The sequence below is a fragment of the Nonomuraea sp. NPDC049309 genome (assembly GCF_043196965.1).
GTDB classification, from domain to species: Bacteria; Actinomycetota; Actinomycetes; order Streptosporangiales; family Streptosporangiaceae; genus Nonomuraea; species Nonomuraea fastidiosa.
Map to the genome: position 1 here is coordinate 891,340 of NZ_JBICSH010000003.1, position 16,046 is coordinate 907,385.

The 16,046-nt window shown below is 69.3% G+C and carries 15 protein-coding genes; 8 read left to right on the forward strand and 7 right to left on the reverse strand.

Annotated features, from left to right (window positions below):
* Genes ACGFIM_RS24695 through ACGFIM_RS24705 form a run of 3 tightly spaced genes read right to left on the reverse strand, consistent with a single transcriptional unit; the run spans position 1 to position 2,629 of the window.
* Positions 1 to 819 carry an ABC transporter permease gene (locus ACGFIM_RS24695; protein WP_393203977.1) on the reverse strand — a complete coding sequence of 273 codons (819 nt, stop codon included), beginning with the start codon at positions 817 to 819 and terminating at the stop codon, positions 1 to 3.
* A complete protein-coding gene (locus ACGFIM_RS24700) occupies positions 816 to 1,631 on the reverse strand; it encodes an ABC transporter permease (RefSeq protein ID WP_393203979.1) in 816 nt (271 codons plus the stop codon). Before ACGFIM_RS24700 ends, ACGFIM_RS24695 begins: the two co-directional genes overlap by 4 nt.
* Positions 1,628 to 2,629 (reverse strand): ABC transporter substrate-binding protein, encoded by a 1,002-nt coding sequence (locus ACGFIM_RS24705; protein ID WP_393203981.1) that lies wholly within the window; start codon positions 2,627 to 2,629, stop codon positions 1,628 to 1,630. Before ACGFIM_RS24705 ends, ACGFIM_RS24700 begins: the two co-directional genes overlap by 4 nt.
* A 526-nt stretch (positions 2,630 to 3,155) precedes the next feature.
* Here ACGFIM_RS24705 and ACGFIM_RS24710 point away from each other — a divergent pair.
* The 4 genes from ACGFIM_RS24710 to ACGFIM_RS24725 are packed head-to-tail and all read left to right on the forward strand — an operon-like array spanning position 3,156 to position 7,597.
* Positions 3,156 to 6,188 carry a nitrate- and nitrite sensing domain-containing protein gene (locus ACGFIM_RS24710; protein ID WP_393203983.1) on the forward strand — a complete coding sequence of 1,011 codons (3,033 nt, stop codon included), beginning with the start codon at positions 3,156 to 3,158 and terminating at the stop codon, positions 6,186 to 6,188.
* Positions 6,185 to 6,607, forward strand: coding sequence for a roadblock/LC7 domain-containing protein (locus ACGFIM_RS24715; RefSeq protein WP_393203985.1), 423 nt, complete (start codon positions 6,185 to 6,187; stop codon positions 6,605 to 6,607). The genes ACGFIM_RS24710 and ACGFIM_RS24715 overlap by 4 nt, the downstream gene beginning before the upstream one ends.
* The gene (locus ACGFIM_RS24720) at positions 6,607 to 7,029 is read left to right on the forward strand and encodes a DUF742 domain-containing protein (RefSeq protein ID WP_364070914.1); all 423 of its coding nucleotides are present in this window, start codon (positions 6,607 to 6,609) and stop codon (positions 7,027 to 7,029) included. The genes ACGFIM_RS24715 and ACGFIM_RS24720 overlap by 1 nt, the downstream gene beginning before the upstream one ends.
* Entirely contained in the window at positions 7,010 to 7,597 is a 588-nt protein-coding gene (locus ACGFIM_RS24725; RefSeq protein WP_393203988.1) for an ATP/GTP-binding protein, read from the forward strand. Before ACGFIM_RS24720 ends, ACGFIM_RS24725 begins: the two co-directional genes overlap by 20 nt.
* Before the next feature lie 71 nt (positions 7,598 to 7,668).
* Here ACGFIM_RS24725 and ACGFIM_RS24730 read toward each other — a convergent pair whose 3' ends face one another.
* Genes ACGFIM_RS24730 through ACGFIM_RS24745 form a run of 4 tightly spaced genes read right to left on the reverse strand, consistent with a single transcriptional unit; the run spans position 7,669 to position 11,246 of the window.
* Positions 7,669 to 8,673: a methyltransferase gene (locus ACGFIM_RS24730; protein ID WP_393203990.1), complete on the reverse strand. Its 1,005-nt coding sequence runs from the start codon at positions 8,671 to 8,673 to the stop codon at positions 7,669 to 7,671.
* Positions 8,674 to 8,689: 16 nt separating this feature from the next.
* The gene (locus ACGFIM_RS24735) at positions 8,690 to 9,487 is read right to left on the reverse strand and encodes an ABC transporter permease (protein ID WP_393203992.1); all 798 of its coding nucleotides are present in this window, start codon (positions 9,485 to 9,487) and stop codon (positions 8,690 to 8,692) included.
* On the reverse strand, positions 9,484 to 10,260 hold the full coding sequence (locus ACGFIM_RS24740) for an ABC transporter permease (protein WP_393203994.1): 777 nt from the start codon (positions 10,258 to 10,260) through the stop codon (positions 9,484 to 9,486). Before ACGFIM_RS24740 ends, ACGFIM_RS24735 begins: the two co-directional genes overlap by 4 nt.
* Positions 10,257 to 11,246 carry an ABC transporter substrate-binding protein gene (locus ACGFIM_RS24745; protein ID WP_393203996.1) on the reverse strand — a complete coding sequence of 330 codons (990 nt, stop codon included), beginning with the start codon at positions 11,244 to 11,246 and terminating at the stop codon, positions 10,257 to 10,259. The genes ACGFIM_RS24740 and ACGFIM_RS24745 overlap by 4 nt, the downstream gene beginning before the upstream one ends.
* Positions 11,247 to 11,638: 392 nt before the next feature.
* Between ACGFIM_RS24745 and ACGFIM_RS24750 the strand changes: the two genes are divergently transcribed.
* The 4 genes from ACGFIM_RS24750 to ACGFIM_RS24765 all read left to right on the forward strand — a co-directional run bounded on the left by ACGFIM_RS24750 (position 11,639) and on the right by ACGFIM_RS24765 (position 16,025).
* On the forward strand, positions 11,639 to 14,563 hold the full coding sequence (locus tag ACGFIM_RS24750) for a nitrate- and nitrite sensing domain-containing protein (protein ID WP_393203998.1): 2,925 nt from the start codon (positions 11,639 to 11,641) through the stop codon (positions 14,561 to 14,563).
* Between the two features lie 70 nt (positions 14,564 to 14,633).
* Positions 14,634 to 15,056 (forward strand): roadblock/LC7 domain-containing protein, encoded by a 423-nt coding sequence (locus tag ACGFIM_RS24755; protein WP_393203985.1) that lies wholly within the window; start codon positions 14,634 to 14,636, stop codon positions 15,054 to 15,056.
* 5 nt (positions 15,057 to 15,061) lie between these two features.
* Entirely contained in the window at positions 15,062 to 15,457 is a 396-nt protein-coding gene (locus ACGFIM_RS24760) for a DUF742 domain-containing protein (RefSeq protein ID WP_378786854.1), read from the forward strand.
* A gap of 7 nt (positions 15,458 to 15,464) precedes the next feature.
* On the forward strand, positions 15,465 to 16,025 hold the full coding sequence (locus ACGFIM_RS24765; RefSeq protein WP_393204190.1) for an ATP/GTP-binding protein: 561 nt from the start codon (positions 15,465 to 15,467) through the stop codon (positions 16,023 to 16,025).
* The last annotated feature ends 21 nt before the right edge of the window (positions 16,026 to 16,046 follow it).

A 16,046-nucleotide genomic window follows, 5' to 3' on the forward strand; every position in this document is an offset into this window, starting at 1 on the left:
CTAATCGACGAGGTTCCCGGCGGCGCGGTGCCAGGCGAGCACCCGCCGCTCGACGACCAGGAACAGCTCGTTGAGCAGGTAGCCGAGCACGCCGAGCAGCACGATCCCGGCCCACATGGCGGGCAGGTCGAAGCTCTGGTAGGCGCCGGTGAGCTGGAAGCCGATGCCGTCGGACGTGCCGGGCAGCAGCTCGGAGAAGACCATGACGATCAGGGACAGCGACACGGCCAGCCGCAGCCCGGCGAACATCTTGGGCAGCGTCGAGGGCAGGATCACCCGCCACAGCCGGTCGGCCCACGAGAGCCGGAACGCCTGGCAGGTCTGCAGGTGCAGCGGCTCCACCGAGCGGGCGCCGTCGGCGGTGTTGAGCAGCACCGGCCACACGATGCTGAAGATCATGAATGCCAGCTGCATCTTCATGCCGAACCCGAACAGCACCACGAACACCGTCCCCAGCGCGGGCGGCGGGACCGCGCGCAGGAACTGCAGCACGCCGTCGAGGTAGTCGTACACCCGGGCCGACAGGCCCACCGCGAGGCCGAGCAGCACCCCGAGCAGCGCGCCGCCCGCGAAGCCGATCGCCATCCTGCCCAGGCTGGGCAGGATGTCGCGGATGGCCTCGTCGGTCAGGAACAGCGTGGCCGGCGGGCCGGAGAACCACAGCGTGTGCATCCTGGCCACGATCGCGCTCGGCGGCGGGAAGAACGTGCTGTCCGCGAGCAGCGTGCTCAGCTCCCACAGCGCGATGAGCACGGCCAGCACGGCGACGCGGAAGACGGCCGTACGCCTGCCGCGCCCGCGCGCGAAGCCTCTGCTCATGACGGCCTCCCGTGCTGCTCCCGGTGCCAGCGGAAGGCGTGGCGCTCGACCCAGACCAGCAGCGCGTTGACCAGCACGCCGAACATCCCGGTCCAGAACACCCCGGCCAGGATGTCGGTCATGCGGGCGGGCACCGCGAGGCCTGCGAAGAAGATGAACACGCCGACGCCCTCGCCGCGGCCGGCCACGATCTCGGTGCTCACGGTCAGGATGAGCGCCACCCCGGACGCCAGGCGGACGCCCGTGAGGATGAAGGGCGCCGAGGAGGGGAGGCTGACGCGCATCAGGACCGACAGCGGGCCGAAGCCGTAGGAGCGCAGCGACTCCTTGGCCACGGGGTCGACGCCGCGCAGGCCGTACATCGTGTTGTAGAGGATGGGCCAGAGCGAGGCGTACAGGACGAGCGCGACGCGCTGCTGCAGGCCCGTGCCGATGATCAGCGCCACCAGCGGGATGAGCGCCACCGACGGGATCGGCCGCAGGAACTCCACGACCGAGCGGGTGGCGGCGTCGATGATCGGCACGCTGCCCAGCAGCAGGCCCAGCGGCACGGCGATGACGGCCGCAAGGCACAGGCCGATCGCCCAGGCGAGCCCGCTGGCCAGCGCGTGGGCGTGGAAGGCGGGGTCGGCCGCGAGCACGGCCGCCCTGGCGAGGATCTCGCTGGCGGGCGGCAGGAACTCGGGGTCGGCCAGACCCGTCCTGCTGAGCAGCTCGATCAGCGCGGCGAAGGCGAGCGCCCCCGCCGCCCGGCGCGACCACCGCGTGGCCGGTGACGCCGGGCGGGCGGGCGACAGGGTCTGCGCGCTCACCCGGACGTGGTGGGCGACATGAGCGTCTTGACGTCGATGGCCTTCGACAGCCACTTCGCCTCCAGCATCCAGTCGGCCACCCGCTGGAGGCGGACCGGGTTGTCGTTGCTGGAGAAGTAGGGGAAGGTCACCGTGGCCGCGGTGGCGGCGTCGATCTGCGTGAACGCGGGCAGCACCTTGGCCACCACCTCGCGGTTGTTGGCCATGAGCTTGCCCGCGTTGTGGATCGCCCGCTGGAAGGCCGCGGCGGTCTTCGGGTGCTCGTCGTACCACTCCTGGGTGCTGACGTACCCGGAGATGGGGAACTCGGCCGCCGGGCCGGAGGCCGGGTCGAGGATCTTGCGGGCGCCCATGGTGGCCGTGGCGGCCGTGACCATGGGCTCGCCGAGATAGGCGGCGTCGATCTGGCCGCCCTTCCACGACGGCATGATGTTCTGGAACGTCACCTGCACATAGTTGATCTTGGTGGGGTCGACGTTGTTGGCCTTGAGCACCTGGGTCAGTGCCAGCTCCTGGAAGTTGTGCAGGACGTTGACGTTGATCGTCTTGCCTTCCAGGTCCTTGGGCGTTTTGATCGGCGAGTCCGGCAGCGCCATGATGCTGAGCGAGTCGGGGGCCGCGCGAGAGCCCTCGGCCAGGATGCGCAGTTTCAGCGCCTGCTTGTCGTGCGCGGCGAACATCGACACGTAGTTGCCGAACATCGCGTCGATCTCGCCCTTGACCAGCATGGGGATGGCCTCTGGAGCGGCCTGGACGACTTGCGGGGTGACCTCGAGGCCCTCCTTCTCGAAGAGACCTTGGTCGATGGCCACGTAGATGGCGGCGCTGTCGATCGCCGGCAGCGTGGCGACCTTGAGCTGTGTCTTCTCCAGCCCTCCCGCCGCGGCGGCGGACGGAGGGGCGCTGGCGTTCGGGTCGCCGCCCGAGCTGCACGCCACGGCACCGAGCGTCAAAGCGAACCCGATGATGGCGGCCCTGGCGGAACGGCCAAGCCTCATGTCAGGGACTCCTCTCGGATGGAGCCAAGGGGGGAACCGGGCGGCTTCTGCTCCCGGGGACTGTGTGCCTGACGCACAACAGAGATCGACGGTAGCACCAAAATGCCGTTCATTATCGGAAAGCTGGCACTTGTGGTTGCAATGTCTGTTTATCGCTCTATCGTGAAATTTTGGCGGACGTCGGCGATCTTGAAGAATGTCTGTTTTGGGAAAGGTGGTACTACCGGGAACCTACGTTACTTCTGATTCTTGTCAAGTCTCTTCTGTGAGTCGGGAGGCGGCTCGCGGAACGATCTCCTCTTGCCTGTTTTGCCTGGTAGAAGGCTGTTTATCGATTCTGTCATATTTTCTGGACATTCGGGGACAAACACCTCATCGGGGCACTAGTAGTGGTTGGCCCTTCCCCACCCGTGTGCTCAAATGACGCTTATCTCGATATGTCGTCGTACAAAACTGCCCCACCCTGCAATACCGCTGGTCCACCCGAGAATTCCCCTCCTCAAAGGGCGAGAGGTTGCGAAGGCAAGTGAGAACGCAGAACGCTGAAGCTTCCGCTGACCGCGAGCCGCACGGCCATCAGAAGCGACGGCTGTCCAAACCCTCATCGCGCAGGTTCGGACTGGGCAACTGGCATGTCCGATCGCGCCTCATCGCGCTGATCGTGGTGCCCACCGCCGTCGCCGTCGGCCTGGGCGGGCTGAACGTCATCACCTCGCTCAGCGATGCCCGCACCTACCAGACCCTCAGAGAGGTCGCCGAGCTCAGCCAGCAGCTTGGGGCCGTCACTCATGAGCTCGGCTACGAACGCGACGAGACCGCCCTCTACATCGCCGCGGGCCGGCCGGACAACCGCGAGGCACAGCTGCGCACCACCTACAGCCAGGTCAACGGCCTCATCGACGAGGCCAAGCAGCGGGCCAACGCACTCGCCGGCAGCCACGGCGAGGCCGTTCGCCCCGTGCTGCGCCGGCTCGACGAGATCCCGACGCTGCGGGAGACCGCGGTCAACGGCAAGATCCAGCCGCTGCCGATGATCAGGAAGTACTCGGAGATCATCTCGGCGCTTCTGCAGTTCCACGACCAGGTGGGCCAGGTCGCGGTGGACGACGAGGTGACCGACTCCGCCAGTGCCATGGCGGCCATCTCCAGGGCCAAGGAGCAGGCGTCCAGGCAGCGCGGCATCCTTGCCAGCGCGCTGGACAAGAGGGCGTTCGACAGCGGCGAGCTGGACGCGCTCACCGACGCCAAGTCGCGCGAGGAGAGCGAGGAGACACTCTTCGCCACCCTCGCCACCCTCGACCAGCTCGAGCTCTACCGCAACACCGTCGTCGGCAGGGACGTCGACCAGACCGACCTGTTCCGGCTGCGCGCGATGGCGCAGGCGGCGGAGGGCAAGCCGCTCAGCATCGGCGGCGCCGCCGACCGGGACGTGGCCACCTGGTTCGACGTCAGCACCGGCAAGATCGACGCGCTGCGCAGCGTGGAGCGCGAGCTGTCCTCCTCGGTCATCCTGCGGGCCAGGAGCCTGGAGGAGGGCGCCTACCACGCGGCGATGATCTCCGGTGGGCTCATCCTGCTGCTGCTCATCGCGGTGATCGCGATCATCTCGCTCATCGCGCGCTCGCTCATCAGGCCGCTGCGCCGGCTGCGCCGCGAGGCGCTCGACATCGCGGGGCAGCGCCTGCCCGAGACCGTGCGGCAGCTGCGCGAGAACGGCGAGGGCGCGATCGGCCCCGTCGAGCCCATCGGGGTGGACACGCTCGACGAGATCGGCGAGGTGGCGCGGGCCTTCGACGAGGTGCACCGCGAGGCGGTCCGGCTGGCGGGCGAGGAGTCCAAGCTGCGCGCCAACGTCAACGCGATGTTCGTGAACCTGTCGCGGCGCAGCCAGACGCTGGTGGAACGGCAGATCACCCTGATCGACGGCCTGGAGCAGGGCGAGCAGGACGAGCAGCGGCTCGGCCACCTGTTCAAGCTGGACCACCTGGCCACCCGCATGCGGCGCAACAGCGAGAACCTGCTCGTGCTCGCCGGCCAGGACCCGCCCCGCCGCTGGAGCCAGCCCGTGAAGATCGTGGACGTGGCCCGCGCCTCACTGTCGGAGGTGGAGAACTACGAGCGGGTCGTGCTCCAGGTGCCCGACGGGGTGTCGGTGGCCGGCCAGGCCGTCAACGACGTCATCCACCTGCTCGCCGAGCTGGTGGAGAACGCGCTGTCGTTCTCACCCCGCGAGACCCGGGTGACGGTGTCGGGCAGCAGGATCGACGGCGGCGGCGTGATGCTGTCGATCACCGACTCCGGCATCGGCATGACCCAGGAGGAGCTGGCCGCCGCCAACGAGCGGCTGACCGAGGCGCCCACCGTGGACGTCTCCGTCTCCCGCCGCATGGGCCTGTTCGTGGTCGCCAGGCTGGCGCACCGCCACGGCATCCGCGTCCAGCTCCGCCCCCACAGCTCCGGCGGGCTGACCGCCATGGTGCTCATCCCCGAGAACATGCTGGGCTCCCAGGCGCCCGGCTTCTCCGGCATGCCGTCCTTCTCCGGCAACCAGCCGCCCGCCCTCGCGGGCGCGGCGAGCGGCGGGCCGCGAGGGGACGAGCCGTACTCGGGTCCGCACCCGGCGCCGCCCGCCACAGACTGGCCCCAGCCGCCGGCCATGCAATACGGCCCCGGCCATCCGTCCTTCCCGTCGAACCCAGAGCTCGGGTCCGGCTGGCCCGCGCCCAACCCGGAGGGCTCGGCGAGCTGGAGCCCGCCTCCGCAGGGCCAGGACGGTGGCTGGAGCGGCACCGGGCAGGACGCCGGCGCGGGATGGGGCGCGTCCCCATCGGGGGCGTCCGGCCAGGAGCCCGGCGGCTGGGGCGCCACCCCGCCAGGTCAGGACGGCGCGGGTGCGTGGGGTGCGCCGGGCTCGCTCGGCTCCTCCGGCTCGTCGGGGCCGGAGGCGAGCAGCGCGTTCGGCAAGCCCTGGCAGCCGGACCCCGGGGCCTGGCCGCCCGAGCCGTACGCGAGCGACGTCTGGACCCCGGCGCGCAGCTCGTCGTGGAACGGCGAGAACGGCCTGCCGAGGCGGCCGGACTCCGAGCCGTCCGGCGGCGGCTGGAACCAGGACGGCACGTCGTCCCAGCGGCCCGGCTTCGACCTGCCGGAGACGGGCGGCGCGGGCGAGCCGCCGTCGCGCACCGAGGACCACCTGCCGATCTACTCGGCCGTCGAGTCCGCCTGGTTCGGCGCGAACGGCGCGAGCTGGGGATCGTCCAAGGCGGACGAGGGCTGGAACGCGGCCGAGGCGGTACGCGAGCCGACCCGCGACGGCGTCACCCCCAGCGGCCTGCCCAAGCGGGTGCCCAAGGCCAACCTGGTGCCCGGCTCGGCCGACACCTCCGCATCGCCCAAGGGCGTGTCGCCGATGCCGACGATCTCGCCCGACCGGGTGCGCAGCCGGCTGTCCAGCTTCCAGCAGGGCTTCAGAGCAGCACGTGACGACATCAGCGAGGGCAGGGCGTTTTCCTCTGGACCCTCAGGCCCTAAGGAGAACGAAAGGGAGGAGGACGCGTGAACGATCTCAGCCACGCGGCGCGTGGAGTCGACTGGCTGATCACCGACTTCGTCAACACGGTGCCGGGCGTCGCGCATGCGGTGGTGGTCTCGTCCGATGGTCTGCCGTTGGCGGCGTCGGCGGGTTTTCCGCCGGATCGTGCGGATCAGCTGGCGGCGATCGCGTCGGGGTTGGTGTCTTTGACGCAGGGTGCGGCGCGGGTGTTCGAGGGGGGTGCGGTCAATCAGACGATCGTGGAGATGCAGCGCGGGCTGATGCTGATCATGTCGATCAGTGATGGTTCGTGTCTTGCGGTGCTGGCGGCGCCGGACTGTGACATGGGTCTGGTGGCGTATCAGATGACGTTGATGGTCGATCGCGCCGGTCAGGTGCTGACTCCGGCTGTGCGTGCCGAGCTGCGCGCCAGTCAGTCAAGGTGATGTACGTGTCGGACCCCAGATGGAACAGCGGCGGTTGGGCCCCTCCACCTCAGCAGCCTCAGCCCCAGTCGCAGCTGAATCCCGACCCCGCATCGCCCGTCCGCCCGTACGCGGTGACAGGAGGACGGACGGCTCCGCGGGTCAAGCTGGCGATGGAGGCCCTGGTGTCATCGGCGACCGCCGAGCAGCGGGAGTTCTCGCATATCACGCCGGAGTACCAGGCGATCAGTCAACTGTGCCGGCAGGTCAGGTCCGTCGCGGAGGTGTCGGCCCTGCTGCGGATCCCGCTCGGCGTGGTGCGCGTGCTGATCGCTGACATGGCGGCCGAAGGCCTGGTCCGCGTGCATCAGCCACAGCTGGACGCCGGCCGGCCGGACGTAAATCTGCTCGAAAGGGTTCTCAGTGGACTTCGCAGGCTCTAGCCCCGGGCTCACCTCGACGAAGATCGTGGTCGCCGGTGGCTTCGGGGTGGGCAAGACGACGTTCGTCGGCGCGGTGTCGGAGATCATGCCGCTCACCACGGAGGCCGTCATGACCGACGCCTCCGCGGGGATCGACGACCTCGGCATGACGCCGCTGAAGTCGACCACGACCGTCGCCATGGACTTCGGCCGGGTCTCCCTGGACCGGGACCTGATCCTCTACCTGTTCGGCACGCCCGGACAGCACCGGTTCTGGTTCATGTGGGACGACCTGGTACGCGGCGCGATCGGCGCGGTCGTGCTGGTCGACACGCGGCGCCTGGCCGACAGCTTCCCCGCCATCGACTACTTCGAGGAGGCGCAGCTGCCGTTCGTCGTGGGCATCAACGGCTGGGACGGCCAGTACCCGCACAGCGACGCCGAGGTCCGCGACGCGCTCACCCTGGCGCCGCACATCCCCATGGTGCGGCTCGACGCCCGCTCCAAGGACTCGGTCAAGAACGCGCTGATCCAGCTCGTCGAGCACGCGCTGTCGGTGCGCATGGCCGTACCGGGCTGGAGCGGCTGACCCGCGCTGCGGTGCCGCGCCGGCCCGGGTGCCGCGCCCTCCCGCTCGCCGGACGACGCGGCACCCCGGGCTCAGTGCGGCAGCGCCTCGATGAGGCTCGCGCCCGCGCCCAGCTCGATGACGTCGCCGATCGCCAGGCCCGCGCGGTCCAGCAGCGTCGCGTACTCGTCGCGGCTGCGCTCGGTGCCGCCGTTGAAGAGCGCCAGCATGCGCAGGTCGATGTCCATGCCCAGGTGCGCCTCCTCGGCGTCGGGCAGCACCACCTCCAGGATGAGCACGCGCCCGCCGGGGTTCATCGCCTCGCGGACGTTGCGGAGGATCTTGAGCGCGTCCTCGTCGTCCCAGTTGTGCAGGACGCTGGCCAGCAGGTAGACGTCGCCCCCCGAGGGGACCGAGGCGAAGAAGTCGCCCGCGACCACCTCGGTGCGCTCGGCCAGGCCCTCGTCGGCGAGCGTCCGCCTGGCGTGGTCCACCACGTGCTCCAGGTCCAGCAGGATGCCGCGCATCTGCGGGTTGTCGTGCAGCACCGTGGCCAGGATGTGGCCCTTGCCACCGGCCACGTCCACCATGGTCCCGGTGGGCGGGAACGCGTAGCGCTTGGTCAGGTTCTCGGTGAACGTGCGCGCCCTGGCCGTCATGTAGTCGTCGAACAGATCGCTCGACTCGGGGTTGCGGGCCAGGTAGTCGTACAGGTGGCCGTGGCGCTCGGCGAAGGCTGAGCGGCCGGTGCGCACCGTTTCGGGCAGCATGCCCATGGCGTACCAGAAGCCCTTCTCGCCGAGCATGCGGATCGAGGAGCGCAGGAAGCCCGGCGCGTCCGAGCGCAGCGCCGCGCCCCGCTCGGTCAGGTCGTAGGCGTCGTCGCCCGTCCTGGTGACCAGGCCGAGGCCCGCCAGCGCGCGCAGCACCCTGCGCAGCGACGGCGCGTGCGCCCCCGCGCGCTCGGCCAGCTCGGCCGCGGTCAGCGGGCCCTTGGCGAGGTGGTCGGCCAGACCCAGCTCGGCCATGGTGAGGAGGGCGGCGAAACGGGAGATGTCGCCGTAGGCGCCCCACAGGAGGTCGTCGGAATGCGGCATGAGTCCTTCCAGGAAGTCACGGATTGCGCGTGGCCTGCCGGTGCCACACCAGCACCCGGCGCTCGGCCAGTACGAACAGGGAGTTGACGACGTAACCGAGGATGCCGAGCAGGGTGATCGCGGCCCACACCGCGGCGCCGTCGAAGCTGCGCTGGGCCTGCAGGAGCTGGTAGCCGATGCCGTCGCTGCCGCCGATCAGCTCGGTGATCACCATGAGGATCAGCGCGAGCGACAGGCTCAGCCGCAGCCCGGCGAAGATCTTCGGCGAGGCGGCCGGCAGGATGACCACGCGCAGCCGCTGCATCCTGGTGAGGTTGAAGACGGTCGCCGTCTCCATATAGGTCTTGTCGATCGCCCTGACGCCGTCGATCGAGTTGAGCAGCACCGGCCAGATCACGCCGAACACGATCGTGATGAGCTGGGTGATCAGGACGCCGTGCGGCGACTGGAACCCGGCCTGCAGCACCAGGAACGCGGGGATCAGCAGCGGCGGCGGCAGCGCGCGGCCGAACTCGATCAGCGGATCGACGAAGTCGGTGGCCGTGCGCGAGCGGCCGAGCAGCATGCCCGCCACGATCCCGATCGCCGCCGCCAGGATCCAGCCGCCGAACATGCGGCCCAGGCTGGGCAGGATGTTGTCGATCGCGTCGTCGGTCAGGAACGCGCGGCTCCCCGGGCCGGAGAACCACATCTCGTACATCTTGGCCACGATCGTCGTGGGCGGCGGGAAGTCGCCGTCACCGATCGCCCGGGCGCCGAACTCCCAGACGACGAGCACCACCGGGATGAGCCAGAGCTTGGTGATCGCTTTCATTGCTCCGCGGCCCCCGTCCGCATCGTGTGCCAGCGGAACAGACGGCGCTCACCGGCCCGCAGCAGCACGTTCGCGAGCGCGCCGAGCACCCCGGCCCAGACCGTCGCCGCCCACATGAGGTCGGTCCTGTTGCCGCTGCCGGCCAGGTTGACGAAGACGCCGATCCCGGCGACGCCGCCGGCCAGCAGCTCGGCGCTCACCGCGAGCACGAGGGCGATGCCGCAGGCGATCCTGACGCCGGTCGCCATGAACGGCGCCGCGCTCGGCAGGCTCACCCTGACCAGCACCGCGAGGGGGCCGAAGCCGAAGCTGCGCAGCGACTCCTTGGCCACGGGGTCGACGTCCTGCATGCCGTACAGGGTGTTGATGAGGATCGGCCAGACCGCCGCGTAGACGATGACCGAGACCTTCATCAGCTCGTCCACCGGGATCAGCAGGATCGCCAGCGGGATGATCGCCACGCTCGGGATCGGGCGCAGGAACTCCAGCACGGGCCTGATCGTCCGCTCCACCGGCGGCAGCGCGCCGAGCAGCACGCCCGCGGGCACGGCGATGACGGTGGCGATGAGCAGGCCGGTCACCCAGTTGATCAGCGTCGCGCCGAGGCCGGCGATGAAGTCGGAGTCGGCGGGGAGGCTGACGGCCTCTCTCAGGATGGTGGAGGGCGGGGGGAACTCCAGTTGCCCGTTGACGACGAAGCGGATGAACAGTTCCCCGAGAACAATGAACCCCGCGACGCCGATGGCGCCGCGGAGCAGTCGTGCACGCGTCATCCGTCCGCCGCGGGGGCCGCGATGACCGACTTCACGTCGATGGGGCTCTTCAGATAGCCGTACTCGAGCATGAGGTCGGCGACCTTCTGCAGACGGTTGGCGTTCAGCTCACTGGGGAAGGTCCCGAGCGTGATCACCGAGGCGGTCTTGGCGTCGATCTTCGTGTACTTCGGCAGGGCGGCCTCGATCTCCTTGCGGTCGCTGGAGACGAGCTGCTGCGCCTTGGCGATCGCGCGCTGGAAGGCGGCGAGCGTCTTGGGGTACTTCTGCACCCAGTCCTCGGTGGCCATCCAGCCGGCGATGGGCAGGTCGGCCGTTTGACCCGTCATGGTGTCCGCCAGCTTGCGGAAGCCGTGCTGGCTCTGGTTGGCGGTGATGAACGGCTCGGTGATCCAGCAGGCGTCGGCCTGGCCGCTGAGCAGCGCGTTTCCCATGTCGGGGAACGGCTTTTCGACGAACTTGACGTCGTTTTCGGTGAGGCCGGCCACCTTGAGCTGGGTGAGCGTGGCGAGCGTGGCGATGTTGTTGAGGTTGTTGACCAGAATGGTCTTGCCCTTCAGATCCGCCACCGTCTGAATCGGCGAATCCTTCGGAACCATCAGGTTGAAGGTGTTCGGGGCCGCCTGGTACATGTCGGCGACCAGCTTGATCTTCTTACCCTGGCTGACCGCGGCGAACGTGGAAACGTAATTGGTCTGGGAGATGTCGAGCGCGCCGCTCTCGATCTGCGGCAGCGCCGCCGCGCCGCCGGTGATGGTGGTCGGCTGAACGGTCAGGCCCTCTTCCTTGAAGAAACCCTTCTCGTTCGCGACATACAGCGCCACCGGGTCGGGAACGGGCAGCGCCCCGACCTTGATGGTGGTCTTCTCAAGGCCGTTACCACCGGCCGACGCGCTGGTGGGCTCGTCGGAACCGCTGCAACCGGCAAGAGTCAGAGCGACTGCGACGCCGACGGCAATGGCGCTACAGCGCAGTTTGCGTGTCATTGGGGGGTTCTCCTACCAGGGGGAAACTTCTGGAGATCGGCACTGCATGCCGGGCGTGAAGCGTACCGGAGGGGAGATCGAAAGGGCAGCCGCTATGCCTCGTTTATGCACTTTATCGGCTAAAGATGACTGTCCACGGATATAGATGTATATATATGCATAAAGTAGGTTTATGGGCTATATGTCCGGATCGAGACTTTGGTTGCGCTCTGTGGTCAAGAGCTTGCCACGTGAACAGGGTGTCATTTGGAACGTTTGAAAACAGCCGAGACGTTGGCCTAAGTATGGGGTTTGTGCTCAAATTGGGCCTCGAACTTGCCTGCGATCACTCGTCCTAGTGACGAAGCCGCTGAAACCCCCCACAAGCAGGCCATGGCGAGAGGTTGCCACCAGTGAGGACAACAACGGCCGAGTCCGGTCGTGGCAGGGCCCCGGACATTCCGGAACAGTCCGCGGGCGGAGAAGTACCGCAGGTACAGCAGCCCGTTTCGGGCAGCCCGTTCGCGCTGCGCAACTGGCGCGTGCGCACCCGCCTCATCGCCCTCATCGCCATTCCCACGATCGTGGGCGTCATTTTCGGCGGGCTGCGGGTCACCGACTCGATCAGCAGCGCCCAGCAGTACCAGCTCATCAGCGAGGTGGGACGGCTCGTCGGCCAGCTCGGCGAGCTCGCCCGCGACCTCGGGCTCGAACGCGGCCTGGCCGGCCGCTACGTCGCCGCCAACAAGCGGACGATCGAAGGACAGCGGCTCAAGAGCCAGCAGGAGATCGTCGACGCCAGCGTCACCAGGACCAGAGCGGTGATCCGCGAGACCCGCGAGTCGCTCTCCGACATCGGCCGCAGGACGCTCGACCGCATCGAGGTCCGGCTCTCCCAGCTCGGCTCGCTGCGCGCGACGTACACCAAGGACCAGATGCCGCCGCTGCCGACGGTCGAGAAGTACTCCGAGATCATCGCCGACCTGCTCCAGGTCTACGACGAGCTCGGCCAGGGCTCCACCGACGAGCAGCTCACCTCCACCGCCGCCGCGCTGCGCAGCGTCGCCCGCGCGGAGGAGGAGGCGTCCAAGCAGCGGGCGCTGCTGATGATCGCCCTGGTGCGCGGCAGGTTCGAAGAGCCCGAGTTCAAGGGCTTCCTCGACGCGGGCTCGCGCCGCGAGAGCGAGCGCGCCTCCTTCCTCGCGGTCGCCACGCCCACACAGCGGCAGAACTTCGACAACACCGTGGCCAGCCAGAAGATCGGCCGCGCCGAGTTCTACATCAGCCGCGCCGTGCTGCTGCACAACAGCGGCACCCCGCTGCGCATGCTCGACAGCTCCTCCTCCAAGGACGTCGACCTCTGGTTCGACTCCATCTCCGAGACCGTCGACCGGCTGCACCAGGTGCAGAAGTCGCTGTCGGAGGAGGTCGCCACCCGCAGCGCCGACGTGGCGAGCGCCGACCGGCAGCTGGCCGCGGTCAACATCGGCGTCGTGGTCGTGCTGCTCGTCCTGGTCCTCGCGATCACCGCCCTCATGGCGGGCTCGCTGGTCCGCCCGCTCAGGCGGCTGCGCAGCGACGCGCTCAGGATCGCCGGGCACACGCTGCCCGACCTGGTCCGCCAGCTCCGCGAGAACGACGTCGACCCCGACAAGATCAAGGTCCCGCCCATCGAGATCAACTCGAAGGACGAGATCGGCGAGGTGGCGCGGGCCTTCGACGAGGTGCACCGCGAGGCGGTCCGGCTGGCGGGCGAGGAGGCCAGGCTCCGCAGCAACGTCAACGCGATGTTCGTGAACCTGTCGCGGCGCAGCCAGACGCTGGTGGAACGGCAGATCACCCTGATCGACAGCCTGGAGCAGGGCGAGCAGGACGAGCAGCGGCTCGGCAACCTGTTCAAGCTGGACCACCTGGCCACCCGCATGCGGCGCAACAGCGAGAACCTTCTGGTCCTCGCCGGCCAGGAGCCGCCGCGCCGCTGGAGCCAGCCGGTCCAGCTCGTCGACGTCGCCCGCGCCTCGCTGTCGGAGGTCGAGAACTACGAGCGCGTCGTGCTGGAGGTGCCGGAAGGCGTCTCCATCGCCGGCCAGGCCGTCAACGACGTCATCCACCTGCTCGCCGAGCTGATCGAGAACGCGCTGTCGTTCTCGCCCCGCGAGACCCGTGTCCCGGTCTCCGGCAGCCGGATCGACGGCGGCGGCATCATGCTCTCCATCAGCGACTCCGGCATCGGCATGACCGCCGAGGAGCTGGCCGCCGCCAACGAGCGGCTGAGCGAGGCGCCCACCGTGGACGTCTCCGTCTCCCGCCGCATGGGCCTGTTCGTGGTCGCCAGGCTGGCGCACCGCCACGGCATCCGCGTCCAGCTCCGCCCGCACGGCTCCGGCGGACTGACCGCCATGGTGCTCATCCCCGAGTCGCTGCTCGGCCCGACGACCCCGTCGTACGCGGGGGCCGCGCCGGCCGCCTCCAGGGAAGAGCAGCGTTCGTCCGTGCCCCAGCCGGGATCGCAGGGCGGGTCGTGGCCCGCCACGCCCTATCAGCTCGGGCCCGGGCACCCGTCCTATCCCTCCTATCCCTCCGCGGAGGCGTTCCCCTCGGCCGGGTCGTGGCCGTCGAGCCCCGCACTGCCCGCCGAGCCGAGCGGGTGGATGTCCCAGGACTCCTCCAACGACGTCTGGGTGGCCTCGCGCGGCGCCCCCGCGGGCGAGAGCCGGCTCCCGCGGCGGGAGAACGGGCTGCCCCAGCGCGAGGGCGCGCTGCCGCAGCGCGGTGCCGGAGCCCTGTCCGACGACACCCGGCCCTGGACGCGCGAGCCGGGCGACTTCGCCGACAGCGAGTCCGCGGCCACCGGCCCCCTGCCCGTCGTCTCCGCCGGCCAGCCCGGTCAGTCCGGCCAGCCCGGGCAGTCCGGTCAGTCCGGTCAGTCCGGCCCGTCGGGCGAGTCCAGCGGCAACGGCGAGTACCTGCCGATCTTCGCCTCGGTCGAGTCGGCGTGGTTCGACCACTCCGCGGCGGCCAAAGACGCCAAGTGGAGCTCGCCGAAGGCGGACGAGGGCTGGAACGCGGCCGAGGTGGTACGCGAGCCGGTGCGCGACGGCGCGACCGCGGCCGGCCTGCCCAAGCGGGTGCCCAAGGCGAACCTGGTGCCCGGCTCCGCCGAGACCGCCACCGCGCCGAAGGGCGTCGCCCCCATGCCGGCGATCTCGCCGGAACGGGTGCGCAGCCGGCTGTCCAGCTTCCAGCAGGGCTTCAGAGCCGCACGCGACGACATCAGCGAGGGCAGGACGTACGGGTCCGGGCCCAGGGATCACAGCAGTAGGAATGAGGGCGCATGAGCGAGAGCAACGAGCGGCCAGTGCGACACAGCCGACTACCGTCACTCGTGCGACCGGCGAGGGAGAAGGTATGAACGACCTGAGCCACGCGGCGCGCGGGGTGGACTGGTTGATCACCGACTTCGTCAACACGGTGCCGGGCGTCGCGCATGCGGTGGTGGTCTCGTCCGATGGTCTGCCGTTGGCGGCGTCGGCGGGTTTTCCGCCGGATCGTGCGGATCAGCTGGCGGCGATCGCGTCGGGGTTGGTGTCTTTGACGCAGGGTGCGGCGCGGGTGTTCGAGGGGGGTGCGGTCAATCAGACGATCGTGGAGATGCAGCGCGGGCTGATGCTGATCATGTCGATCAGTGATGGTTCGTGTCTTGCGGTGCTGGCGGCGCCGGACTGTGACATGGGTCTGGTGGCGTATCAGATGACGTTGATGGTCGATCGCGCCGGTCAGGTGCTGACTCCGGCTGTGCGTGCCGAGCTGCGCGCCAGTCAGTCAAGGTGATGTAGGTGAGCAATTCGTGGAACAGCGGCGGCTGGGAGCCCCCGCCGCCGCCCCCAAGATCCGAACCGCCATCGCCGGTGCGCCCCTACGCCGTCACGGGCGGGCGGACCGCGCCCAAGCTCAAGCTGGCGATGGAGGCACTGGTGTCATCGGCGACCGCCGAGCACCGGGAGTTCTCTCACATCACGCCGGAGTACAAGGCGATCAGCCAGCTCTGCCTGCAGGTCAGATCGGTGGCCGAGGTGTCGGCGCTGCTGCGGATCCCGCTCGGCGTCGCGCGTGTTCTGATCGCGGACATGGCGGCGGAGGGCCTCGTACGAGTGCACCAGCCGCAGCTCGAGGCGGGTCGACCGGACGTCAACCTGCTGGAAAGGGTGCTCAGTGGACTTCGCAGGCTCTAGCCCCGGTCTGACCTCGACGAAGATCGTCGTGGCCGGTGGCTTCGGGGTGGGCAAGACGACGTTCGTCGGCGCGGTGTCGGAGATCATGCCGCTCACCACGGAGGCGGTCATGACGGACGCCTCGGCGCACGTCGACGACGTCTCGCTCACGCCGCTGAAGTCGACCACGACCGTCGCCATGGACTTCGGCCGGGTCTCCCTGGACCGGGACCTGATCCTCTACCTGTTCGGCACGCCCGGACAGCACCGGTTCTGGTTCATGTGGGACGACCTCGTGCGCGGCGCCATCGGGGCCGTCGTCCTCGTGGACACGCGGCGCCTGGCCGACAGCTTCCCCGCCATCGACTACTTCGAGGAGGCGCAGCTGCCGTTCGTGGTCGGCATCAACGGCTGGGACGGCCAATATCCGCACAGCGACGCCGAGGTCCGCGACGCGCTCACCCTGGCGCCGCACATCCCGATGGTGCGGCTCGACGCCCGGTCCAAGGAGTCGGTCAAGAACACGCTCATCCAGCTCGTCGAACACGCTTTGACGGTCAGGATGGCCGTGCCAGGCTGGAGCGGCTAGCGGAGCGGCTAGGCTGGAGTC